Source organism: Herbaspirillum frisingense GSF30 (genome assembly GCF_000300975.2).
Taxonomy (GTDB): domain Bacteria; phylum Pseudomonadota; class Gammaproteobacteria; order Burkholderiales; family Burkholderiaceae_D; genus Herbaspirillum; species Herbaspirillum frisingense.
In genome coordinates, this window is record NZ_AEEC02000056.1 from 1 (window position 1) to 21,831 (window position 21,831).

The window sequence follows — 21,831 nt, forward strand, 5'->3', positions numbered from 1 at the left end:
GGGTCGCTGGTGGAGGTAAGCGGGATCGAACCGCTGACCTCTTGCATGCCATGCAAGCGCTCTCCCAGCTGAGCTATACCCCCGTTGCGAAGAAGCGAGATTATGCAATACCTATTTTCAAAAGACAACATCTTTTTGAAGAATTATTTCCTTTTCTCAAACATATGCCGCCAAACGTGCCTGAACAGCCTCACGACCGAACAATTGCAGCACGGCGTCAATGGCCGGGGTCTGCAATTGACCGGCCACGATCAGGCGCAAGGGCATGGCCAGCTGCGGCATCTTGATGCCGTGGGCGGCCAGGACTTCCTTGATCATCGGGGCGATGGCTTCCTTGGTCCACTCCACCGTGGCCACGCGCTGGGCGAAGTCGGCCAGGGCCGGCTTGATGGCATCGGTGATGTGCTGGGCCACCAGCGCTGCGTCGGGGGCCGGCTGGCGGTAGAACATCAGGGCCGCAGCGGCGATTTCGTTGACCGTATTGGCGCGATCCTTCAGCAAGCCGATCACGGCCGCCAGGTCCGGGGCGCCTTCGAAGACGGCGCCCTGCGCTTCCAGCAGCGGGCGCACCAGGCTGGCCAGGCGGGTGTTGTCGGCCAGCTTGATGTAATGGTTGTTGAGCCAGTTCAGCTTTTCCGGGTTGAATTGCGCCGGGGCCTTGGTCAGGTGGTCCAGGTCGAACCATTCGCAGAACTGCTGCATCGAGAAAATCTCGTCGTCACCGTGGCTCCAGCCCAGGCGGGCCAGGTAGTTCAGCATGGCTTCCGGCAGGTAGCCCTGGGCCGGGTAGTCCATCACGCTGACCGCGCCGTGGCGCTTGGACAGCTTCTCACCATCGGCGCCCAGGATCATGGGGACATGGCCGTATTCCGGCAGCGTGCCACCCAGGGCCTTGAGGATGTTGATCTGGCGCGGCGTGTTGTTCACATGGTCGTCGCCACGGATGACGTGGGTGATCTTCATGTCCCAGTCATCCACCACGACGCAGAAGTTGTAGGTCGGGGTGCCATCCGGGCGGGCGATCACCAGGTCGTCCAGCTCGCGGTTGGAGATGGTGATGGGGCCCTTGACCACGTCGTTCCAGCTGACCTCGCCGTCCTGCGGGTTCCTGAAGCGCACCACCGGCTTGCGCTCTGCGGGGATGGCCGGCAGGGTCTTGCCCGGCTCCGGGCGCCAGGTGCCGTCATAACGAGGCTTTTCGCCGGCGGCGCGCTGGCGTTCGCGCATGGCTTCCACTTCCTCAGGAGTGCAATAGCAGTGGTAGGCCGTGCCCTGTGCCAGCATCTGGCCGATCACTTCGCGATAGCGATCCATGCGCTTCATCTGGTAGAACGGACCTTCGTCATGCTCCAGGCCCAGCCATTGCATGCCCTCGATGATGGCCTGCACCGCTTCCGGGGTGGAACGCTCGACGTCGGTATCCTCGATGCGCAACACGAAGGTGCCGCCGAAGCGACGGGCATAGGCCCAGGAGAACAGCGCCGTGCGGGCACCGCCCAGGTGCAGATAGCCGGTGGGACTGGGAGCGAAACGGGTACGTACTTGAGTGGCAGTCATGATCGGAAATGAAAAACCAAAACGGCCTTGGCACGCCAAAGCCGTATAACGGTCAGGGATGGAATCGGAAAGGCGTCATTTTAACGCCTTTGCAGGCGGGCACGCCATGCCGGCGGCCCGCCCGGGAGGCTCAACCGGCAACGCTCAGTCGTTCTGCACCACGATGCTGGGGAACTTGCTGGACATGTCGCGCGCCTTCTCTGCCACCTTCACGGCCACCTTGCGGGCGATGGCCTTGTAGATCTCGGCCACCTTGCCCTGCGGATCGGCCACCACGGTGGGGGTGCCGGAGTCGGTCTGCTGGCGGATTTCCATGGTCAGCGGCAAGGCGCCCAGGAAGTCCACGCCGAAGTCGGCGCACATCTTCTCGCCGCCACCCACGCCAAAGATGGGCTCGGCATGGCCGCAGTTGGAGCAGACGTGCATGCTCATGTTTTCCACGATGCCCAGGATGGGGATGCCGACCTTCTCGAACATGCGCAAGCCCTTGCGCGCATCCAGCAAGGCGATGTCCTGGGGTGTGGTCACGATCACGGCGCCGGTGACCGGCACCTTCTGCGACAGCGTCAGCTGCACGTCGCCGGTGCCGGGGGGCATGTCCACGATCAGGTAATCCAGGTCGCGCCAGTTGGTCTGGTCCAGCAGTTGCTGCAGCGCCTGGGTGACGATGGGGCCGCGCCAGACCATGGGTTCGTCCGGATCGATCATGAAACCGATGGAGGAGACCTGCAGGCCGTGGTTTTCCAGCGGCTCCATGGTCTTGCCGTCCTTGGTTTCGGGCTGGCCGGAGATGCCCATCATCATGGGCTGGGAGGGGCCGTAGATATCGGCATCCAGGATGCCTACGCGCGCGCCCTCGGCCGACAGCGCCAGCGCCAGGTTCACGGCGGTGGTGGACTTGCCCACGCCGCCCTTGCCGGAAGCCACCGCAATGATGTTCTTGACGTTGCTCTTGAGCTTGATGCCGCGCTGCACCGCATGGGCCACGATCTTGAAATAGACGTTGGCTTCCACGCCGGTCACACCGGGCAGCTTGCCCAGCGCCTCTTCGACCCGCTGGCGCATCGGTGCGACCTGGCTGGCCGCCGGGTAACCCAGTTCCACGTCCAGCAGCACGCGGCCGCCCTCGACGCGGATGTTGCGGGCTTCCTTGCCCCGGATCAGGTCACGGCCGGTATTGGGGTCGATCACCTGCAACAGGGCCGCCTTGATCTCTTCCACGGTAATGCTCATTGTTTCTCCTTGCTCAGAACCCGCAAGTCTAAACCAATCGGGCCCGAGCCGCCCCGGCGCGGGATCAAACCGGGGGCCGCACCATCGCCCCCAGGCAAGCCCAAGCCATTGCAATGGAGCAACTACTGCGCCCAAGGGCCGCTGGCTGATAGAATGCCCCTCTTTCATGGCAGTTTCCGGCTGCCTCAATCAACCCTCTTGCATCGTCCGTATCGCCAATGAGCACTTCAGCACCTCGCCAACTCTTCGTCACGACCGCACTCCCCTACGCCAACGGCGCTTTCCACATCGGCCACATCATGGAATACATCCAGGCCGACATCTGGGTCCGGTTCCAGCGAATGCAGGGCAATGAGGTGCACTTCGTGGGCGCCGACGATGCCCACGGCGCGCCCATCATGATCGCCGCCGAGAAGGCCGGCATCACGCCGCAGCAGTTCGTGGCCAACATCGCTGCCGGTCGCAAGCAGTATCTGGACGGCTTCCACATCGCCTTCGACAACTGGAGCTCCACCGATAGCCCGGAGAACCACGAGCTGTCGCAGGAGATCTACCGCGCCCTGCGCGACCAAGCCCAGTTGATCTCGACCAAGACCATCGACCAGTTCTATGACCCGGTCAAGAACATGTTCCTGCCGGACCGCTACATCAAGGGCGAATGCCCCAAGTGCGGCACTAAGGACCAGTACGGCGACTCCTGCGAGAACTGCAGCGCCGTCTATGCACCGACCGACCTGAAGAACCCGTACTCGACGCTGTCCGGCGCCACGCCGGTGATGAAGTCCTCGGAACACTTCTTCTTCAGGCTGTCCGACCCGAAATGTGTGGAATTCCTGCGCGAATGGGCGCTCGACAGCAACCGTCTGCAACCGGAAGTGGCCAACAAGGCCCGCGAGTGGCTGGACGGCGAAGGCGGCCTGGGCGACTGGGACATCAGCCGCGACGCGCCCTACTTCGGCATCGAGATTCCCGATGCACCGGGCAAGTATTTCTACGTCTGGCTGGATGCGCCCATCGGCTACCTGGCCTCGCTGAAGAACTACTTCGTCAAGACCGGCCGTGATTTCGACGCCTTCATGGCCGATGACAAGACCGAGCAATACCACTTCATCGGCAAGGACATCACCTACTTCCACACCCTGTTCTGGCCCGCCATGCTCAAGTTCGCCGGCCGCAAGACGCCCAACAACGTCTTCGCGCACGGCTTCATCACGGTCAGCGGCGAGAAGATGTCGAAGTCGCGCGGCACCGGCATCTCGCCGCTGCGCTACCTCGACATCGGCATGAACCCGGAATGGCTGCGCTACTACATCGCCGCCAAGCTGAACGCCAAGGTCGAGGACGTGGATTTCAACCCGGATGACTTCGTCGCCCGCGTCAATGCCGACCTGATCGGCAAGTACGTCAACATCGCCAGCCGTGCTGCAGGCTTCATCGCCAAGCGCTTCGAAGGTCGCGTCTCCACGCAATGGGCGACCGCCGACGACGCCTTCCTGGGCAAGCTGCGCGGCGTGGCCGACGAAATCCGCAGCCTCTACGAACAGCGCGAATACGGCAAGGCCCTGCGCCTGGTGATGGAACAGGCCGACGCCATCAACGCCTATGTGGACGCCAACAAGCCCTGGGAGCTGGCCAAGGACAGCAGCAAGGACGCGCAACTGCACGAAGTCTGCAGCCGCCTGCTGGAAGCCTTCCGCATCCTGACCATCTACCTCAAGCCGGTGCTGCCGCAGCTGGCCGCCCAGGTGGAAGCCTTCTTCAAGGTGCAGCCCTTCCAGTGGAGCGACGTGACCACGCCGCTGGCGGATGGCCACGTCATCAATGCCTACTCGCACCTGATGCAGCGCGTCGATCCCAAGATGCTCGATGCCCTGTTCGAGGCGCCGGAAGCCCCTGCGGCAGCGCCTGCAGTCGAAGAGAGCGCCATCGAAGAACTGGCCCCGGAAATCTCCATCGACGACTTCGCCAAGATCGATCTGCGCATCGCCAGGATCGTCAACTGCGAAGCCGTGGAAGGCTCCACCAAGCTGCTGCGCCTGACCCTGGATGCCGGCGAAGGCCGCACCCGCAATGTCTTCTCCGGCATCGCCTCGGCCTACAAGCCGGAAGAACTGGTCGGCAAGCTGACCGTGATGGTGGCCAACCTGGCGCCGCGCAAGATGAAGTTCGGCATTTCCGAAGGCATGGTGCTGGCGGCCTCGGCCAAGGATGAAAAAGCCAAGCCGGGCATCTACGTGCTCAACCCGTGGCCGGGCGCCGAGCCAGGCATGCGGGTGCGCTGAGCATCAATCGCACCGGATCGCCTGCACTGGAGGAGACAGCCTATGGATTTCCTGATACGTGAAGCCACATCGGAAGACGCCACCCTGATCGCCGACCTGACCCGGCATAGCTGGGCCAACAAGGTGGCGCCCACCTCCTCCGGCCACCGCGAGGCGGCCGACCATGTGGTGGAAGACCTGCAGCACGGCGGCGCCTTCATCCTGCTGCGCGGCGAAACGCCGGCCGGTTCGGTGCGCTGGCTGCCGCTCGATACCGAGAGCGACGTCTGGGAAATCCGCCGCATGGGCATCGCCCCGGCCTTCCGTGGCGAGCGCCTGTCACAGCATCTGATGGAAGCCCTGATCCACCGCGCCCAGTCGGCCGACGTGCGCGAGCTGCGCCTGGCGGTGCGTACCGACCAGGCGCAACTGGTGGACCTGTATGCGGCCTTCGGTTTCGAGATCGCACCGGAACTGGAGTACACCCGCGCCAATCCGCACGAGGCAGCGCCGATCGTGATGCGCCGGGTGATGCGGCACTAAAGCCTCACCAGGGCCTCACCCGGGCCTCATCGAAGCACTTCCGCCCTCTCCTCCCGAACAAGCGACGCCCTGGTGCGTCGCTTTTCTTTTGCACTGCCCCTTCCCTCATCCCTCCCTCCGTCGCCCCCCCTTCCCCTGCTTCCACGCCACCAAACCCAGCCCGGAACAGATGTTCATCAAGCCGTAACAATCGCTCGCTACCATCGTGAAAACGTTGTCAGGCGGCCGTCCCGCCTGGCCTGCCGGGGGCGGGTCGGGCGCATGGTCCGTTTCTTCACTTTTTCGCATTTTCGCTCTTCAGAAAAGAACAATGGCCCAAGCGGATCGACAGGAAACCGCCTACATGGCGGTGCGCGTGGCGCGCCTCTACTATTTCCAGAACATGACCACGGCGGCCATTGCCGACGAGATCGGCACCTCGCGCGCGACCGTCTCGCGCCTGCTGTCCTATGCGCTGGACCGGGGCCTGGTGGAAATCCGCGTGCACGACCCGCAGCAGGTCTCCGGCAGCCTGGAAGCCGCCCTCGCCCACCACTACCGCCTGCGCTCCATCCAGGTGGTACCGGTGGCCGCCGCCGCCACCGAGAAGGAGACCCTGCAGCGCGTGACCTGCCATGCCGCCGCCTATGTCAATTCGCTGGTGACGCCGGGCACCGTCATCGGCCTGGCCTGGGGCACCACGGTGGCGCAGATCGCCGACCAGTTGCTGCCGCGCCATGTGCATGATGTGGATGTGGTGGCGCTCAATGGCTCCGGCAGCGGCGCCAGCTTCATCAACAGCTTCAGCGAATCCATCGTCTCCCGCTTTGCCCAGAACTACGGCGCGCGCGCCCATCACCTGCCGGTACCGGCCTTCTTCGACTATCCCGAGACGCGCAGCGCGCTGTGGCGCGAAAAGAGCATCAAGGCCATCCGCGACCTGCAGGAACGCGCCTCCATCCTGCTCTTTTCCATCGGTGCCGAAGCCACCGGCAGCTACATCCACACCGCCGGCTACCTGGGCGCGGACGAGCGCCGCATCCTGCGTGAAGACGGTCTGGTGGGTGACATCGCCACGGTCTTCTTCCGCGCCGACGGCAGCTGGCGCGACGTCGCCTTCAATGGCCGCAACAGCGGGCCGGACATGGACTGCTTCGCCCGCGCCGCCCATGCGCTATGCGTGGTCTCCGGCACCGGTAAGCTGCCCGGCCTGAAGGCGGCACTGCGGGGCGGCTTCATCAACGAGCTGATCATCGACGAAACCAGCGCACGCCTGCTGGTCGAGCAGATCCGCAGCGGCGCGGCGGCGGCCTGATCGCCCGGCCCGCATCCTGAGTCCATCACGAGGAACAGCACATGGCAGCGATTTCCCTGCGCGGCGTCGGCAAACACTGGGGCCAGGCCCAGGCAGTCAAGGACATCGATTTCGAGGTGAAGTCGGGCGACTTCACGGTCCTGCTGGGGCCGTCCGGTTGCGGCAAGTCCACCACCCTGCGCCTGATCGCCGGGCTGGACAAACCCAGCAGCGGCAGCATTCATATCGACGGCCAGGATGTGACGCAACTGGCACCGGCGCAGCGCAAGATTTCCATGGTATTCCAATCCTATGCGCTGTTCCCGCACCTGACGGTGCGCGACAACATCCTGTTCGGCGTGCGCGTGCGCAAGGAGCCGCGCAGCAACCATGCGGCGCGCCTGCAGCGCGTGGCCGACCTGCTCGGCCTGAGCCACCTGCTGGAACGCCGCCCGGCACAGCTGTCCGGCGGCCAGCAACAGCGCGTGGCACTGGGGCGGGCCATCATCGCCGATGCCCCGGTCTGCCTGATGGACGAGCCACTGTCCAACCTCGACGCCCAGTTACGCCAGGAAATGCGGCGCGAAATCCGCTCCCTGCAGCAGCAACTGCAGATGACCATGATCTACGTCACCCACGACCAGACCGAAGCCATGAGCATGGCCGACCAGGTGATCCTGCTGCGCGAAGGCCACATCGAACAGGACGCGCCGCCGGCCGAGCTGTATGCCCAGCCCGCGACCGCCTTCGCCGCCCGCTTCATCGGCACGCCGCCGATGAATCTGCTGGCGCTGGCGCCGCATCCCCAGGGCATGGCCATCAGCGGCAGCACGGTGCTCATCCCCGCCGCCGGCCAGCTGCCGCTGCAGCTGGGTCTGCGTCCCGAGCACATCCGCCTGGCCGACCAGGGCGTACCGGCACAGGTGGAGACGGTCGAGTATTTCGGTGCCGACACCATCGTGGGCGCGCGCATCGGCGCGGCCGCCCTGCTGGTGCGCGCCCCCGGCCAGCACCGGCTGGCCATTGGCGAGACCGTGCACCTGGCCTGGGATGAACGTGACCAGACCTTCTTCGAAGGCGACAGCGGCCGACGCCGCCCCTGAACCAACGACCGATTTCCGCAGCAAGCCAACCTTCCACCTCATGGAGATGCATCATGCGTAGAACCTTCCTCAAGTCCCTGGCCGCACTGGCCGTCAGCGCCGCTTTCAGCGCGCCGGTGCTGGCCGCCAACCCGGTCGAGATCAGTTTCTATTACCCGGTCGCCGTCGGCGGCGCAGTGACCAAGACCATCGACAGCATGGTGGCCGACTTCGAAAAGGCCAACCCCGACATCAAGGTCAAGGCCATCTATGCCGGCACCTACCAGGAAAGCATCGTCAAGGCGCTGACCGCCTTCAAGGGCGGCACCCCGCCGACCCTGGCCGTGCTGCTCTCCACCGACCTCTTCACCCTGATCGACGAAAACGCCATCGTTCCCATCGACAGCCTGGCCAACAGCGGCGAAGACAAGAAGTGGATCGACGGCTTCTACAAGGGCTTCATGGAAAACAGCCAGACCGAAGGCAAGACCTGGGGCATTCCCTTCCAGCGCTCGACCATCGTGATGTACTACAACAAGACCCTGTTCAAGGAAGCCGGCCTGAACCCCGAGAAGGCGCCCGCCACCTGGAATGAGATGGTGGACGCCGCCAAGAAGCTGACCAAGCGCGACGCCGCCGGTAACGTCAGCCAGTGGGGTGTGAAGATTCCTTCCACCGGTTTCGGCTACTGGATGTTCCAGGCCATGACGGCCTCCAACGACACCCTTCTCATGAACAGTGCCGGCACCAAGACCTATTTCGACAAGCCCGGCGCGGTGCAGGCCCTGCAGCACTGGGTCGACCTGGCCGCGCGCGACAAGGTGATGCCGGCCGGCGCCATCGAGTGGGGCACCACGCCCAAGGACTTCCTGGAACAGAAGGCCGCCATGGTCTGGACCACCACCGGCAACCTGACCAATATCCGCACCAACGCCAGCTTCCCCTTCGGCGTGGCCATGCTGCCGGGCATCAAGCATCCGGGCAGCCCCACCGGTGGCGGCAACTTCTATGTCTTCAACAAGACCTCCCCGGCCGAGCAGCAGGCGGCGATGAAGTTCATCCGCTTCGCCACCGAACCGGCGCGCGCAGCCCAGTGGTCGATCGCGACCGGCTACGTGGCACCGCGCCAGGACGCCTGGGATACGCCGGAAATGAAGAAATACCTGCAGGACGTCCCGGCCGCCGATGTCGCCCGCGAACAGATGAAATATGGCGTGGCCGAACTCTCCACCCATGACAACCAGCGCGTGACCAAGGCCCTGAACGACAACCTGCAGGCCGCGCTGTCCGGCACCAAGACCCCGGACGCGGCCCTGAAGGACGCCCAGCGCGAAGCCGAGCGCATCCTGCGCGCCTACGGTCGCTGAGCGCCGCCTGCACAAGGCCTGCCGATGAAACGCCTGCCCTCCTCCGTGCTGCCCTGGCTGCTGCTGTCGCCGGCGATGGTGCTACTGATCGCCTTCACGCACTATCCGGCGCTGGCGACCCTTTGGCACAGCTTCTTTTCCACGCCCAAGGGAGCAAGGCCGTCGGTCTTCGTCGGCCTGGACAACTACCGGCTCATGGTCGAGGATCCGGTGTTCTGGCAGGCCTTGTGCAACAACCTCTGGTTCGCCCTGGGCACCATCCCGGTGGCGATCGCCCTGGCCATCCTGATGGCGCTGTGGGTCAACGAGAAACTGGTCGGGCGCGGCGTGCTGCGCCTGGCCTATTTCACCCCCACGGTGTTGCCGATGATCGCCGTGGCCAATATCTGGCTGTTCTTCTACACGCCGCAGTACGGCCTGCTGGAGCAGATCACCGGCGCACTCGGCCTGCCCTCGCACAACTGGCTGGGCAATCCGCATAGCGTGCTGGCTGCGCTGATGGTGGTGGCGATCTGGAAGGAAGCAGGCTTCTTCATGATCTTCTACCTGGCCGCGCTGCAACAGATTTCGCCGGTGCTGGCCGAGGCGGCGGCGCTGGAGGGGGCATCGCGCTGGCAATACTTCTGGCGGGTGCAATTCCCGCTGCTGATGCCGACCACCCTGTTCGTGCTGATCAATGCGCTGATCAATGCCTTCCGCCTGGTGGATCACATCGTGGTCATGACCCGCGGCGGCCCCGACAACGCCAGTTCGCTGCTGCTGTACTACATCTTCGAAGTCGGCTTCGCCTTCTGGGATTCGTCTTACGCGGCGGCCCTGACGGTGGTGTTACTGGCCTTGCTGGGCCTCATCGCGCTGGTGAAATTCCGCATTCTCGACCGCAGGACCCACTACCAATGAACGCACCCGGCTCCCCCTTCGGCCAGCACCACCGCGTGCTGGAAACCCTGTCCGCCTGGGTGCTGGCGCTGCTGTGGCTGTTGCCGCTGCTGTATGCGCTGTGGACCGCCTTCCACCCGGCTGCCTACGCCACCCGCTTCGTGCCGGATGCGCCGCTGACCTTGCAGAACTTCGTCAATGCCTGGCAATCAGCGCCGTTCCTGCGCTACTTCCTCAATACCTTCCTGCTGGTCACGATGATCCTGGCAGCCCAGGTAGTACTGGCCACGCTGGCCGCCTATGCCTTCGCGCGCTTCACTTTCCGTGGCAGTAATGTGATGTTCATGCTGGTACTGCTGCAATTGATGGTGATGCCCGACATCCTCATCGTGGAGAACTACCAGACCATGAACCTGCTGGGGCTGCGCGACACCATCCTCTCCATCGGCCTGCCCTACTTCGCCTCGGCCTTCGGCATCTTCCTCATGCGCCAGACCTTCAAGACGGTGCCCCGCGAACTGGATGAAGCCGCCACCGTGGAAGGAGCCTCGGCCTGGCAGATCCTGATGCAGGTCTATGTACCGCTGGCGCGGCCGATCTACATCGCCTTCGGGCTGGTATCGGTGAGCACGCACTGGAACAACTTCCTGTGGCCGCTGATCGTGACCAACTCGGTGCAGTCGCGGCCGCTGACGGTGGGCCTGCAGGTGTTTTCGTCGACGGACCAGGGGGTGGACTGGTCCATCATCACCGCCGCCACGCTGATGACCTCGGCACCGCTGCTGCTGGCCTTCCTGCTGTTCCAGCGGCAGTTCGTGCAGTCGTTCATGCGGGCGGGGATACGCTGACGACAGCAGGTGAAGTCAGGGGCGTCGCGGAGGCTTCCCGAACCACTCGACGTCCCCGGGGGCCTTTTGTTGCGAGCGCCACGTGTCGTACTGTGTGTCGATACTGCGGGTGCAGTCGCGGTAGTCCTCATAGCCGATCTTGCCGTCGCAGCGATCGCGAGCACTGTATTGTGCGAATCCGGAGAAGCCCGAGCCGAGTTTGTGGAGGTCTATATCTGTTGTCGAGCAGGCAGTGGCAAGACAACCGGCCAGCACCAAACTCGACAATCGGGCGGTCGTTCGACAAATCGGTGATGACATGGGCACTCCTCACGCGCGCGTCGGGCGCAATTCTGTTAAGGATAATGACTGGATAGCGCGCGACTATAGCGTGGGGTAAGCGCCCACTGAGATATCAAGCCGAAGGGAAACAGGAATATCCGAAGAAATGCGAGAGCCGGCCTTTCCGGAATTCTTCTGTTGACGGCTGGACGTGCAGCGGCATCAGGCCAATGACGTCCTTTGAGGACCACGCCGGAGGCCCGTGAAGAGAGACAACGACGACGGCTTGCCGGTCAATGGCCCGATATCTCCGAAATCGACATCCGCACCACCTTCCGGGTGGTCATGTCGAAATGGACGTTGAAGAGGCGATCCTCGTGGACGTAGTGGTATTTCCAGTCCCACACTTCCTCATTCTTGCGGGCAAACTGCACCACGCTGCGCGGGCGGCCGAACTGGCGGCGGATCTGCTCGGCGCTCATGCCCGGGCGGATGGTGTCGAAATGTTCCTGGGTCAAGACCTGGGTGTAATCGACCAGCGTGCCGGAGGCGCCGATGGCGAACATCCAGGTGCGGATGCCTTCCGGCCCCTTGGGATATTCCAGCGTCCGGGCGCCGTTGCCATCGTCCCAGATGGTATCGGGCTGGCCCATGACGCCGCGCACGTCGGCCTCGCTGGAAATGCCCTTCTGCAGCTTGTCCAAACCGAACTCCTGGATGGGATTGCCGTTGCGGTCGCAGCCAAACATTGCCAAAGCAGCAAGAAAAGCACCGAATTTGCCGGCATGGCGACGCAGGCGTATGAATAAGGGTTCACGCATAGGTATTTGATTATCCCTGATGAAGACAAGGTAAAATACGGCCTCTGTGTAACATTTGGCCTGAAAATATCATGCTCTTCGGAAAAAAGACCACCTACGTATCTGAGATCACCCAGTTCATCGACGAACTGAAGACGAAGAACCCGAAGCTGGAAGAATCGCAGCGCGCCGGCCGCGCCCTGCTGTGGGACAAGGAACCGCTGGACCTGGACAAGTCCGCCCGTGAGAAGGCCTCGCGCGTGGCGCAACAGCCCTACGTCTATCAGAGCCACTAAGCTTTTCGCATGACGGCTCAAGCAGGTGGCGCCGAATCCGCCGGCCAGGCCGGCGCGGAACCCAGCGCCGACGCCATCGACATCACCCCCGCAGGACGACAGGACAGCACGCCCGATGTGATCGACGGCGTGGCATTGGCACGTCTGTATGGCGAACCGCTGTTCCAGCTGCCCAATGACCTCTACATCCCGCCGGATGCGCTAGAGGTGTTCCTGGAAGCCTTCCAGGGGCCGCTGGACCTGCTGCTGTACCTGATCCGCAAGCAGAACTTCAACATCCTCGACATCCCGCTGGCGCAGGTCACTGCCCAGTACCTGGAATACGTCGAACAGATCCGCAAGCAGAACCTGGAACTGGCCGCGGAATACCTGCTGATGGCGGCCATGCTGATCGAAATCAAGTCGCGCATGCTGCTGCCGGCCAAGAAGGCCGAGCCCGGCGAGGAACCCGAAGACCCGCGCGCCGAGCTGGTGCGCCGCCTGCTGGAGTACGAGCAGATCAAGCTGGCCGCCCAGGAACTGGACCAGTTACCGCAAGTCGGCCGCGATTACGTACGCACCCAGGTGCATATCGAGCAGACCGTGGTCACCCGCTGGCCCGAGGTCAACATGGACGACCTCAAGGCCGTCTGGGCCGATATCCTCAAGCGCGCCAAGCTGACCCAGCACCACCACATCAGCCGCGAGGAACTGTCGGTGCGCGAGCACATGACCGGCATCTTGCGCCGCTTACAGACGGCGCGTTTCGTCGAGTTCTCGGACCTGTTCGATCCTTCGCGCGGCGTGCCGGTGGTGGTGGTCAACTTCATCGCCCTGCTCGAGCTGGCCAAGGAGACGCTGATCGAAATCACCCAGGCCGAAGCCTTCGCCCCCATCTATGTCAGACTGTCGTACTCGCCCAGCTAGGCTGGCGAGGATCACTGACATCCCCGGGCAGCGCGCACATGGCAGCCGCGCCGTCCGACCCGCAACCAGAGACTCCGCATGAAAATCATTTCCTCCATCGAAGAACTCCGTGACCACCTGCGCGGCCAGTTGCGCACCGCCTTCGTGGCGACCATGGGCAACCTGCACGAGGGCCACCTCTCGCTGATGCGCCTGGCGCGCACCCATGGCGACCCGGTGGTGGCATCGATCTTCGTCAATCGCCTGCAGTTCGGCCCCAACGAGGACTTCGACAAGTATCCGCGCACCTTCCAGGCCGACGTCGAAAAGCTGGAGAAGGAAGGCGTCTACGTGCTCTTCGCGCCGACCGAAAAGGACATGTATCCGGAGCCGCAGGAATACCGCGTGCAGCCACCCAACGACCTGGGCAACATCCTGGAGGGCGAATTCCGCCCGGGTTTCTTCACCGGCGTATCGACGGTGGTGATGAAGCTGTTCTCCTGTGTGCAGCCACGCGTGGCGGTGTTCGGGAAGAAGGATTACCAGCAGCTGATGATCGTGCGCAACATGGCGCGCCAGTTCGCCCTGCCCACCGAGATCGTCGGCGCCGAGACCTATCGTGCCGAGGACGGCCTGGCGCTGTCGTCGCGCAATGGCTACCTGTCGCCGGCCGAACGCGCCGAGGCGCCCCTGCTCTACAAGGTCTTGAACGACGTCGCCAATGAAGTGCGCGGTGGTCAGCACAATGTGGCGCTGGTGGAGCAACTGGCCATGGAACGCCTGGCCGGTCGTGGCTGGCTGCCTGACTACGTGGCCGTGCGCAAGCGCATCGACCTGCAACCGCCGACCGCTGCCGACATGGAACAGGGTACGCCGCTGGTGGTGCTGTCGGCTGCCAAGCTGGGCGCGACCCGTCTGATCGACAACCTCGAAGTCTGACCTGTGCGGGTGGCCGCGCCATTCGGACTGGCCGTCCTGGCCCTGCTCACCGGCGCTGCCGCCCATGCGGCAATCACCGTGCAGGACGACCTGGGCCAGAGCGTGACCCTGGCGCAACCTGCACAACGCATCGTCAGCCTGGCGCCGCACGTGACCGAACTGCTTTATGCGGCCGGTGCCGGCGCCAGACTGGTTGGCGTGAGCAACCATAGCGACTATCCCCCGCCAGCGGCCGCCCTGCCTACTCTGGGCGGCTACAACGCGCTCGACATGGAGCGCATCCTCAGCCTGAAGCCGGACCTGATCGTGGCCTGGCACAGCGGCAACAAGCCGCTGCAGCTGGCGCGCCTGCGCAGCTTCGGCATCCCCGTCTATGAGAGCCAGCCGGCCGACTTCGGCATGGTGGCAAGCTCTCTGGAAAAGCTGGGTCACCTGGCGGGCAGCGATACCGCCGCACAAGCTGCGGCTGCGGGCTTCCGCGCCCGTTGGCAAGAACTGGCCACGCACTACCAGGGCCGTGCGCCGGTGAGCGTGTTCTACCAGATCTGGAGCCAGCCGTTGATGACGCTCAACGGCCAGCACATGGCCTCGGCAGTGCTGCGCCTGTGCGGTGGTCGCAATCTCTTCGCCGATCTGCCGCAACTGGCACCCACCATCAGCGTGGAAGCCGTGCTGGCAGCCGATCCCCAGGTCATCCTCACCCCCGGTGACGCTCGTGACCAGCCGCTGGAACGCTGGAAGCAGTTCCCGCGCCTGCGCGCAGTGCGCGACGGTCAGCTTTACACGATCAATGCGGACTGGATGAACCGGGCCGGGCCGAGAGTGCTGGAGGCCGCCGAAGAGGTCTGCGGGAAGCTGGAGCAGGCGCGCCGAATGGCGCCTGCACAATAAAAACATCCCTCGCGAGGAGGGATGTCGAGGACCAGGGAGTGATCTTCAGAAGCGGTATTTCAGGCCGGCTGCGAAAAAGTTCACATCGGCATTGGAGTGGCCGGCCAGACCTTCATAACGGGTGTAGCCAGCGTTGATGCTGACGATCTCGCTGAGATCGTGTTCATAGCCCAGACCCAGCAGGTAACCGGTCCCCGACTTGGACGCCCGCTCGCTGACGCTGCCGGAAAATCCAAAACCACTATACTCATAGCGAACATCTTCGGTGAACTTGGCCTGGGTGATCCCCCCTTTGAAATAGACGCCCGGCAGGACGTTGGAGAATTTGTAGGCGGCCGTCAGATCGAAGCCGCTCACGCGTGCCTTGGCACTGTCTCGCGAGAAGCGGTCCGTCTTTTCCAAACTGGTTGCGCCGATGCGGAAGTAGCCCATCTCGACAGAGAAATTGGGCGTGAACTGATACCCGCCCCCAAAACGAATCATGCCAGCATCGTTTTTCTCGATGGTGCCTGGCGAATGCTCGACATCAATATCGTAGTGCGCTGCGCCGCCTTCTAGACCGACATAAAAGCCTGGCCCGGACTTCACGGCCTGTGCCGCCACGGTGGCACAGGCGACCGACAGCAAGCCGGCGGCCATTAGGTGCATTTTCTTCATCTGTTCCTCTTGTGATGATGTGAAAGAAACTTCCCGGCAGACTGGATGAATTGGCCGGGCGCGACTACCGGAAACACGAAGTACGTGGACCCGATAGCCGGCAGCGATGATAGAAGTGGGGCAATGCAGGGAAACGCGCAAAGAAAAATGGCGACCAAAATCTCGCGGTTTCACGACATCAAAATCGTTAGATCTTGAGATTGAAGTGAATTTCGTGACGTGGATGTAGCGCGCAAGCGACGTGGTATTCAGCCGGGCGGCAAGGGCAGGAACTGCAGCATCCCGTCTGTCTCAAACTGCACGAAGCGGCAGCCAAAGGCTGCCTCCAGCGCCGCAGGCCGGCATGTCTCTTGTGCAGGCCCTGCCCAGCGCCGCCCTTCGGCCAGCAACAGCACATGCGTCGCAAAACGGCTGGCAAGGTTGATATCGTGGCAGCTTGCCACCACGCCCTTGCCCCCTGCGGCGAGGTCGCGCAGCAAGGTCATGAGCTGCAGTTGCGCGGCGACGTCCTGGTGCGAGGTCGGTTCATCCAGCAGATACAGGTCGGGGTCCTGTGCCAGCAAGGTCGCCAGTCCGACACGCTGGCGCTCGCCACCGGAGAGCTGCAGCAGGTCCGCCGCAGTCAGCGACGACAGACCTACGCGCTCCAGCGCCTCCAGCGACAGGTCCTCATCCTCGGCGGTCGCCTGCCAGCCGCCGTGATGCACGAAGCGTCCGGCCAGCACCGCCTCGATCACCGGCATGGAAAAGGCGTCGTGCTGCTGTTGCAGCAGCAGGCCGCGATGGCGCGCCATCTCCGTCGGCGACAGGCCTTGCAGTGGCTGCCCCAGCAGTTGCCACTGCCCGGCATGGGTCGGCTGCAAGCCGGCGGCGGCGTGCAGCAATGTGCTCTTGCCGATGCCGTTGCGCCCCAGCACACACCAGAATTCCCCGGGTCGCACCTGCCAGTCCAGGCCTTCCAGCAGGATGCGGGAGCCCACCTGCAACGACACCTGCTGCGCCTGCAGTATGAAAGAAGCTGGCGCGCTCATGAACGCCCCCGCGCCAGCAACCACAAGAAGCAAGGTACCCCGATCAGCGCCGTGATCACGCCCACCGGCAACTGCACCGGGGCGACCACGGTGCGCGCCAGCAGGTCGGCCAGGGTCAGCGCCGCGCCGCCGCCCAGCATGGCACCGGGCAACAACAGTCGCTGGTCGTTGCCGATCAACAGGCGCAGGCCATGCGGCACCACCAGCCCGACAAAACCGATGGTGCCGGCCATGGCCACCGCCATGGCGGTACAGGCCGCTGCCGTGCACAGCACCATCACCCGCAGCCGCAGCACCGGTACGCCCAGCAACTGGGCAAAGGCATCGCCTCGCGCCAGCAGGTTCAACGCCGGTGCGTAGCGCAAGGCCCACAGCAAGGCCAGTATCAATACCGCTGCCGTCACCGGCAGCAAGCGGGCATCGTCAAGATCGCCGATCAGCCAGAACACCATGCCACGCAATTGCGCGTCAGGGGCCACCGACAAGGCCAGCGAAATCAGCGCGCCAAATCCCGCCGCCAGCATCACCCCGGTCAGCAACAGGCGCTGGCTGGACAGCAGGGGCGAAATGGCCAGATGCCGCAGCGACTGGCATACCAGGCCGAACAACAGCAGCATGGCCACGGCCGCGCCCAGCAGCGCCCCCGGGGCGGTCGCCAACTGCACCGGCCAGCCCAGATGCAGCGCCGCCAACATGGCCAGCAATGCACCCGCCGCCGAACCACCGGAGAGGCCCAATACATAAGGGTCAGCCAGTGGATTGCGCAACAGCACCTGCATCAATGCGCCCGACAAGGCCAGTGCCGCGCCCACCGCAAAGGCCGTGAGCGCGCGCGGCACGCGCAGGGCCAGCAGCAGCGAGACCGTGTCGGCCGAGGCCGAGGGACGCAGGCAACCCGTGCTGCCGCACAAGGCCGCTGCCGTCAGCGAAAGCAGGGACAGCAGCAGCAAGGTGCACAGCACGGGGAGGAAGCGTCGCATCGGCGGCAGGCCAGGATCAGGAAGGAAAATTCATGAAGTCCGCATCAAAAGTCATAGCGGGCCGTGAATTTTACCGCCCGGCCGTCTTCCGGGTAGATGCCCGAGACCGAACCCCCACTGCAGTCATAGGCCTGGGAGTAATACTTGCGGTCGGCCAGGTTGGTTCCGGTCAGGGCAAATTCCCAGGCGCTCACGCGCAGGGCGTAGCGGGCGTCGAAGGTGGTGAAGGAAGGCATCTTGGCGCAGGTGTTGGCGAAATCGTTGCCCATGCGCTGGCGGTCCACCCAACGCGCCCCGACATCGGCGCTGTGCTGGCCGGACTTCCAGTTGAGCCGGGTGGTGAAGGTATTGGCCGGCACCAGCGCCAGTTGATTGCCACTGTTGGCCCCCTCCTCGAAGCGGGCGTCGATGTGCTGGTACGTGGCGTTCACGCCCAGGGTTTCGGTCAGCTGCAGGCGCCCCTCCACTTCCACGCCCTGGTGGCGGGTGGGTGCCAGGTTGCTGTTGGCACCGAAGCCGCCATTGGCGGTGGGATCGTAATAGAGCTCGTCACGCAGACGGTGGCGGAACCAGCGCAGTGTCAGCTGCTGCCCGGTCTTGCCCAGGGTGGCCCCCAGCTCCAGGTCGTGCGACACCTGGGGCTTGAGCACGGCACCGGTGGGCAGCGCGGTGTAGCCGTTTTCGTCCGGCGTGGCCAGGCGATAGCTCTGGCCGGTCTTGGCAAAGGCGCGCAGCAGCGGCAGCGGCGCATAGCTGGCCTGCAGGTCCCAGGCATTGACGGCGCTGTTGCGGTCGTACAGGCCGGAATCGCTCTGCTGGTTGAACACTTCGCGCCGTACGCCGGCGGCCAGGCGGGCGTTGCGGGCGAATTCGATTTCGTCGCGCAGGTAGAGTGCCTTGGAGCGCTGGGCGGCATCGCTGTTGCCGTAGCTGGCGTTGTTATAGGCCGTCCATTCGGCCAGGTCGATGCCGGCGATGGCTTCGTTCTTCCACGCCCCCTGATCGATCACATGACGCAGGCGCGGCGAGAATTGCGTGCCGCGGATATTGACCTGGGTAGTTGACCCGCTGCTGACATAGCTGGAGCGGGAGATCTTTTCGCGGTGGGCCAGCTCGGCGGCGACATCGAAGGCGCCGAAGCGGCGTTCCAGGAAGGCCGTCACGCTGTCGTTGTCGTAGGAGCCGCGGTCCAGCGGCTTGCTGGTCTGGCGGGCATTGGATTGGTATTGCGCCTGGGTCAGGCTGCCGGGCAGGCCGTAATCGGCACGCGACAGGGTGGCACGCAGGCCGAAGCGCCAGTCGCTGGCGAACCACTGCACGGTGGAGCTCAGGTTTTCCTGGCTGGACTGGGCGTTGTCGCGCCAGTTGTCGCTGCGCGACTTGGCATAGCTGGCGTCGATGGAGAAGTTGTCCCAGCCGCGCGAGACCAGTGCCCGTCCGCCGCGCAGCCCCTGGCTGCCGACCTCGCCCACCACGGTGCCGTGGCCGCTGTTGGCCTGCGGTCGGCGCGTGATGATCTGGATGGTGCCACCGGTGGCGCCGCTGCCGTACAGCACGCTGCTGCCGCCACGCACGATCTCGATGCGCTCGATGTTCTCGATGGGGATGGAGGACAGCAGCGGTGTGCTCAGTTCGTTTTCGGAAATGCGCACGCCGTCCAGCAGCACCACCATGTTCTGGTCGCCATTGGTGCCGAAGCCGCGCAGGTCCAGCGGGAAGTCCTTGGGCCCGGCCAGGCTCTGGCGGCCATACACCCCACCCAGCTTGCGGATGGCTTCATTGGCATTGTCGATGCCGGCTTCGCGGATCTGCTCGGCGGTGATGACGGTGGCCGCCACCGGCGGGAAGGTCGGGTCATTGGGAAAACGCGAGGCCGACACCACCACCGGCGCGAGTGCCGCCGCCGGGTCGGTGGCCGGGGTGCCGCTCGCGGCCAGGGATGTCTGCGCCAGGGCCGACAGGATCAGGGTGCTGCCCAGGCTGAGGGCAAAAAGGGGACGCTGGCCGCCGTGGCTGGCCGGGGAATTGACGTTATGCATGGAAAAGAGACTCGGTGAAGTGGTCCGGCCTGCTTCCCCGCGGGCCGGAATCAACGGAAGCCGCACCGGCATCGCCACGCGCAGTTTCCTCCCGTTCTGGCCGGTCTCCGGGCTGCAGGCATGACCATCGGCCTTCCCATGCAGCGCCGTGTACGTCAGCCGGCCAGCGCTGGCCGATTGAACCGGACACGGAACCTGCACAGTGGCATGGGGGATGGTGTTGCCGGCAACACGTGACGTCTCGTCATGGTGTCACTGTATCGCCGGCGCCTGGTTACCGTTGCGGGGGCAGCACACCTTGACCAGCCCCGCCCGCGTGCCGCGAACCGAACTGGTGCGTGTTTCCCGTTTAACTGCCGGCAAGAACGCGCCGGCGGGCACCAAAACGGCGCCATTGTAGGCGTGCCAGGCGGGCATCACAAGTCGCTACAGGCCGGCGCCTGCCAAATACAAGGCAAAAATCGGCCAAATTAAAGACCACAGGCCATCCTGATGTAAATCAGCACAAGCCCGGCATGCGTATTGCTTTAAAGAAAAAGCCAGATAGAATTCGAACTTATATCGAAAAAATTCGATTTTTTACGAATTTATTTCGGAGAGACGCCCCGAGCCGGCTTGCCACAAGGGGCGAAAAAACGAAACAAATGGGGGGATTTCACTCGCTGTTTGGCCGATGAGATGGCTGTACCCGGCCCTATACTCGGCGCCATGGCATCGTCGACCCGCTGACCGTCTGGTCCGCTGGCCTCACCTGTCATCCCTGAATCGTTGTCGTGGTCTGCGAGCCTTCAGACTCCGCCCTTGCCTGCCGATATCTATTGGATATCCCGGATGGGACGGTTGCTGTGCCTCCCGGAACGACGCATTTGATCCGCCTACGGGCAACTTTGCATAGCAGTGCGCCGCCGAGCGCACCACATTTGTTGGGAGAATCAGTAATCATGAGCGACGACGTTGATCTGGAAGCATTGTTTGACGAAATTTCCTCACAGACCTTACCGGGCATGACAGCCGGCGAGGCTGGCGCGGCCGCCGGTGCCGCTGGTGGGGCAGCCGGCGCGGGCGACGATGCCCAGCAGGCGCAGGAAGATCAGAGCGACAAGCCCATGTATGAACGCCTGGGCGGCATCGTCCGTCTGCTGCATGATTCGATGCGCGAACTGGGCTACGACCGCTCCCTGACCGACGTGGCCGAGCAGATCGGCGACGCCCAGAACCGCCTGGAACACATCGCCACCCTGACCGAGCAGGCCGCCAACAAGGTGCTCAATGCGCTGGACTCCGGCATGCCCGCGCAGGACCGCCTGCAGGAGCAGGCCAAGGACATCAACGACCGCTGGGCCAAGCTCTATGCCGGCCAGCTGAACATCGAAGAATTCAAGAAACTGGCGGGCGACTCGCAGAAGTTCTCGACCTCGGTGATCGAATCGACCGAAGCGGAAAAGGCCCGCATGCTGGAAATCATGATGGCCCAGGACTTCCAGGACATCACCGGCCAACTGATCAAGAAGATCGTGGGCATCACTGCCACCGCCGAACGCGAACTGGCGCAATTGCTGCGCGACAATGCGCCGGCTGAAGTGCGCGCCCAGATCGAGGCAGAAAAGCCGGTTACCCTGATGAACGGCCCCGCTTCGCCGGGTACCGCCATGGGCCAGACCGATGTGGACGACTTACTCGACAGCCTGGGGTTCTAATGGATGACGAAATGCTCAAGGATTTTGTCGTTGAAGCGTTGGAGCTGGCGACCAACGTGGAAGAGCATCTGCTGACGCTCGAACGACATCCTGATGACCTTGAAATCCTCAATGCGGTCTTCCGCGCCTTCCACACCATCAAGGGCGGCGCCGGGTTCGTGAACCTGCCGGCCATGGTGTCGGCCTGCCACCTGACCGAAAACCTGTTCGACGCCCTGCGTACCGGCAAGGCGCCGGTGACGCCGCTGGCGATCGAAGCGGCGCTGCAGGCCAGCGGCTTCGTGGCCGACCAGTTGAACGAACTGTCCAATG

20 protein-coding genes, 1 tRNA gene and 1 riboswitch are annotated in these 21,831 nt (G+C 63.9%); of the genes, 13 read left to right on the plus strand and 8 right to left on the minus strand.

What is annotated here, in order from left to right:
• Positions 1 to 7 precede the first annotated feature (7 nt).
• The 3 genes from HFRIS_RS23210 to apbC form a co-directional block, all read right to left on the minus strand.
• Positions 8 to 83 (minus strand) — tRNA-Ala (locus tag HFRIS_RS23210).
• Positions 84 to 156: 73 nt separating this feature from the next.
• A complete protein-coding gene (gltX, locus tag HFRIS_RS23215) occupies positions 157 to 1,557 on the minus strand; it encodes a glutamate--tRNA ligase (RefSeq protein ID WP_006465464.1) in 1,401 nt (466 codons plus the stop codon).
• Positions 1,558 to 1,701: 144 nt separating this feature from the next.
• The gene (apbC, locus tag HFRIS_RS23220; RefSeq protein WP_006465465.1) at positions 1,702 to 2,790 is read right to left on the minus strand and encodes an iron-sulfur cluster carrier protein ApbC; all 1,089 of its coding nucleotides are present in this window, start codon (positions 2,788 to 2,790) and stop codon (positions 1,702 to 1,704) included.
• A 218-nt stretch (positions 2,791 to 3,008) separates the two neighbouring features.
• On the opposite strand from apbC, the gene metG reads away from it, so the two are divergent.
• The 7 genes from metG to HFRIS_RS23255 all read left to right on the plus strand — a co-directional run bounded on the left by metG (position 3,009) and on the right by HFRIS_RS23255 (position 11,043).
• Complete coding sequence (metG, locus tag HFRIS_RS23225; RefSeq protein ID WP_039877121.1) at positions 3,009 to 5,072, plus strand: methionine--tRNA ligase; 2,064 nt, start codon at positions 3,009 to 3,011, stop codon at positions 5,070 to 5,072.
• A gap of 42 nt (positions 5,073 to 5,114) precedes the next feature.
• Positions 5,115 to 5,594 (plus strand): GNAT family N-acetyltransferase, encoded by a 480-nt coding sequence (locus HFRIS_RS23230; RefSeq protein ID WP_006465467.1) that lies wholly within the window; start codon positions 5,115 to 5,117, stop codon positions 5,592 to 5,594.
• Between the two features lie 310 nt (positions 5,595 to 5,904).
• A complete protein-coding gene (locus HFRIS_RS23235) occupies positions 5,905 to 6,888 on the plus strand; it encodes a sugar-binding transcriptional regulator (protein WP_006465468.1) in 984 nt (327 codons plus the stop codon).
• A 41-nt stretch (positions 6,889 to 6,929) separates the two neighbouring features.
• Positions 6,930 to 7,970: an ABC transporter ATP-binding protein gene (locus HFRIS_RS23240; RefSeq protein ID WP_006465469.1), complete on the plus strand. Its 1,041-nt coding sequence runs from the start codon at positions 6,930 to 6,932 to the stop codon at positions 7,968 to 7,970.
• A 53-nt stretch (positions 7,971 to 8,023) separates the two neighbouring features.
• Positions 8,024 to 9,316 (plus strand): ABC transporter substrate-binding protein, encoded by a 1,293-nt coding sequence (locus HFRIS_RS23245; protein WP_006465470.1) that lies wholly within the window; start codon positions 8,024 to 8,026, stop codon positions 9,314 to 9,316.
• Positions 9,317 to 9,340: 24 nt separating this feature from the next.
• The gene (locus HFRIS_RS23250) at positions 9,341 to 10,216 is read left to right on the plus strand and encodes a carbohydrate ABC transporter permease (protein ID WP_006465471.1); all 876 of its coding nucleotides are present in this window, start codon (positions 9,341 to 9,343) and stop codon (positions 10,214 to 10,216) included.
• A complete protein-coding gene (locus HFRIS_RS23255) occupies positions 10,213 to 11,043 on the plus strand; it encodes a carbohydrate ABC transporter permease (protein WP_006465472.1) in 831 nt (276 codons plus the stop codon). Before HFRIS_RS23250 ends, HFRIS_RS23255 begins: the two co-directional genes overlap by 4 nt.
• A 554-nt stretch (positions 11,044 to 11,597) precedes the next feature.
• On the opposite strand, the gene bamE is transcribed toward HFRIS_RS23255, so the two are convergent.
• Entirely contained in the window at positions 11,598 to 12,125 is a 528-nt protein-coding gene (bamE, locus tag HFRIS_RS23260; RefSeq protein ID WP_006465473.1) for an outer membrane protein assembly factor BamE domain-containing protein, read from the minus strand.
• A 71-nt stretch (positions 12,126 to 12,196) separates the two neighbouring features.
• On the opposite strand from bamE, the gene HFRIS_RS23265 reads away from it, so the two are divergent.
• The 4 genes from HFRIS_RS23265 to HFRIS_RS23280 all read left to right on the plus strand — a co-directional run bounded on the left by HFRIS_RS23265 (position 12,197) and on the right by HFRIS_RS23280 (position 15,115).
• Positions 12,197 to 12,400: a DUF3460 family protein gene (locus tag HFRIS_RS23265; RefSeq protein ID WP_006465475.1), complete on the plus strand. Its 204-nt coding sequence runs from the start codon at positions 12,197 to 12,199 to the stop codon at positions 12,398 to 12,400.
• Positions 12,401 to 12,409: 9 nt separating this feature from the next.
• Positions 12,410 to 13,306: a segregation and condensation protein A gene (locus HFRIS_RS23270; RefSeq protein WP_006465478.1), complete on the plus strand. Its 897-nt coding sequence runs from the start codon at positions 12,410 to 12,412 to the stop codon at positions 13,304 to 13,306.
• A 78-nt stretch (positions 13,307 to 13,384) separates the two neighbouring features.
• Positions 13,385 to 14,224: a pantoate--beta-alanine ligase gene (panC, locus tag HFRIS_RS23275; protein WP_006465479.1), complete on the plus strand. Its 840-nt coding sequence runs from the start codon at positions 13,385 to 13,387 to the stop codon at positions 14,222 to 14,224.
• Positions 14,225 to 14,227: 3 nt separating this feature from the next.
• The gene (locus HFRIS_RS23280) at positions 14,228 to 15,115 is read left to right on the plus strand and encodes a cobalamin-binding protein (protein WP_006465480.1); all 888 of its coding nucleotides are present in this window, start codon (positions 14,228 to 14,230) and stop codon (positions 15,113 to 15,115) included.
• Positions 15,116 to 15,160: 45 nt separating this feature from the next.
• On the opposite strand, the gene HFRIS_RS23285 is transcribed toward HFRIS_RS23280, so the two are convergent.
• From HFRIS_RS23285 to HFRIS_RS23300, 4 genes are all read right to left on the minus strand, one after another.
• The gene (locus tag HFRIS_RS23285) at positions 15,161 to 15,772 is read right to left on the minus strand and encodes a porin family protein (protein ID WP_039877124.1); all 612 of its coding nucleotides are present in this window, start codon (positions 15,770 to 15,772) and stop codon (positions 15,161 to 15,163) included.
• Between the two features lie 248 nt (positions 15,773 to 16,020).
• Positions 16,021 to 16,803 (minus strand): ABC transporter ATP-binding protein, encoded by a 783-nt coding sequence (locus HFRIS_RS23290; protein WP_006465482.1) that lies wholly within the window; start codon positions 16,801 to 16,803, stop codon positions 16,021 to 16,023.
• Positions 16,800 to 17,783, minus strand: a complete 984-nt coding sequence (locus tag HFRIS_RS23295; RefSeq protein ID WP_006465483.1) for a FecCD family ABC transporter permease — start codon at positions 17,781 to 17,783, stop codon at positions 16,800 to 16,802. The genes HFRIS_RS23290 and HFRIS_RS23295 overlap by 4 nt, the downstream gene beginning before the upstream one ends.
• Before the next feature lie 44 nt (positions 17,784 to 17,827).
• Positions 17,828 to 19,822, minus strand: a complete 1,995-nt coding sequence (locus tag HFRIS_RS23300; RefSeq protein ID WP_006465484.1) for a TonB-dependent receptor family protein — start codon at positions 19,820 to 19,822, stop codon at positions 17,828 to 17,830.
• An 81-nt stretch (positions 19,823 to 19,903) separates the two neighbouring features.
• Positions 19,904 to 20,222: riboswitch (cobalamin riboswitch) on the minus strand.
• 541 nt (positions 20,223 to 20,763) lie between these two features.
• Between HFRIS_RS23300 and HFRIS_RS23305 the strand changes: the two genes are divergently transcribed.
• Both HFRIS_RS23305 and HFRIS_RS23310 read left to right on the plus strand, forming a co-directional pair.
• A complete protein-coding gene (locus HFRIS_RS23305; RefSeq protein WP_006465485.1) occupies positions 20,764 to 21,519 on the plus strand; it encodes a protein phosphatase CheZ in 756 nt (251 codons plus the stop codon).
• On the plus strand, positions 21,519 to 21,831 hold a 313-nt coding region (locus tag HFRIS_RS23310; protein ID WP_039877127.1), incomplete at its 3' end, for an Hpt domain-containing protein. The genes HFRIS_RS23305 and HFRIS_RS23310, both read left to right, overlap by 1 nt.

Excerpts from the sequence above, each read along its gene's own strand:
- HFRIS_RS23300 (WP_006465484.1), bottom strand. The coding sequence starts at position 19,822 with ATGCATAACGTCAATTCCCCGGCCAGCCACGGCGGCCAGCGTCCCCTT.
- apbC (WP_006465465.1), bottom strand. The coding sequence starts at position 2,790 with ATGAGCATTACCGTGGAAGAGATCAAGGCGGCCCTGTTGCAGGTGATC.
- HFRIS_RS23250 (WP_006465471.1), top strand. The coding sequence starts at position 9,341 with ATGAAACGCCTGCCCTCCTCCGTGCTGCCCTGGCTGCTGCTGTCGCCG.
- gltX (WP_006465464.1), bottom strand. The coding sequence starts at position 1,557 with ATGACTGCCACTCAAGTACGTACCCGTTTCGCTCCCAGTCCCACCGGC.
- HFRIS_RS23305 (WP_006465485.1), top strand. The coding sequence starts at position 20,764 with ATGAGCGACGACGTTGATCTGGAAGCATTGTTTGACGAAATTTCCTCA.
- metG (WP_039877121.1), top strand. The coding sequence starts at position 3,009 with ATGAGCACTTCAGCACCTCGCCAACTCTTCGTCACGACCGCACTCCCC.
- HFRIS_RS23245 (WP_006465470.1), top strand. The coding sequence starts at position 8,024 with ATGCGTAGAACCTTCCTCAAGTCCCTGGCCGCACTGGCCGTCAGCGCC.
- HFRIS_RS23240 (WP_006465469.1), top strand. The coding sequence starts at position 6,930 with ATGGCAGCGATTTCCCTGCGCGGCGTCGGCAAACACTGGGGCCAGGCC.
- HFRIS_RS23270 (WP_006465478.1), top strand. The coding sequence starts at position 12,410 with ATGACGGCTCAAGCAGGTGGCGCCGAATCCGCCGGCCAGGCCGGCGCG.
- panC (WP_006465479.1), top strand. The coding sequence starts at position 13,385 with ATGAAAATCATTTCCTCCATCGAAGAACTCCGTGACCACCTGCGCGGC.
- HFRIS_RS23295 (WP_006465483.1), bottom strand. The coding sequence starts at position 17,783 with ATGCGACGCTTCCTCCCCGTGCTGTGCACCTTGCTGCTGCTGTCCCTG.
- HFRIS_RS23230 (WP_006465467.1), top strand. The coding sequence starts at position 5,115 with ATGGATTTCCTGATACGTGAAGCCACATCGGAAGACGCCACCCTGATC.
- HFRIS_RS23265 (WP_006465475.1), top strand. The coding sequence starts at position 12,197 with ATGCTCTTCGGAAAAAAGACCACCTACGTATCTGAGATCACCCAGTTC.
- bamE (WP_006465473.1), bottom strand. The coding sequence starts at position 12,125 with ATGCGTGAACCCTTATTCATACGCCTGCGTCGCCATGCCGGCAAATTC.
- HFRIS_RS23290 (WP_006465482.1), bottom strand. The coding sequence starts at position 16,803 with ATGAGCGCGCCAGCTTCTTTCATACTGCAGGCGCAGCAGGTGTCGTTG.
- HFRIS_RS23255 (WP_006465472.1), top strand. The coding sequence starts at position 10,213 with ATGAACGCACCCGGCTCCCCCTTCGGCCAGCACCACCGCGTGCTGGAA.
- HFRIS_RS23285 (WP_039877124.1), bottom strand. The coding sequence starts at position 15,772 with ATGAAGAAAATGCACCTAATGGCCGCCGGCTTGCTGTCGGTCGCCTGT.
- HFRIS_RS23235 (WP_006465468.1), top strand. The coding sequence starts at position 5,905 with ATGGCCCAAGCGGATCGACAGGAAACCGCCTACATGGCGGTGCGCGTG.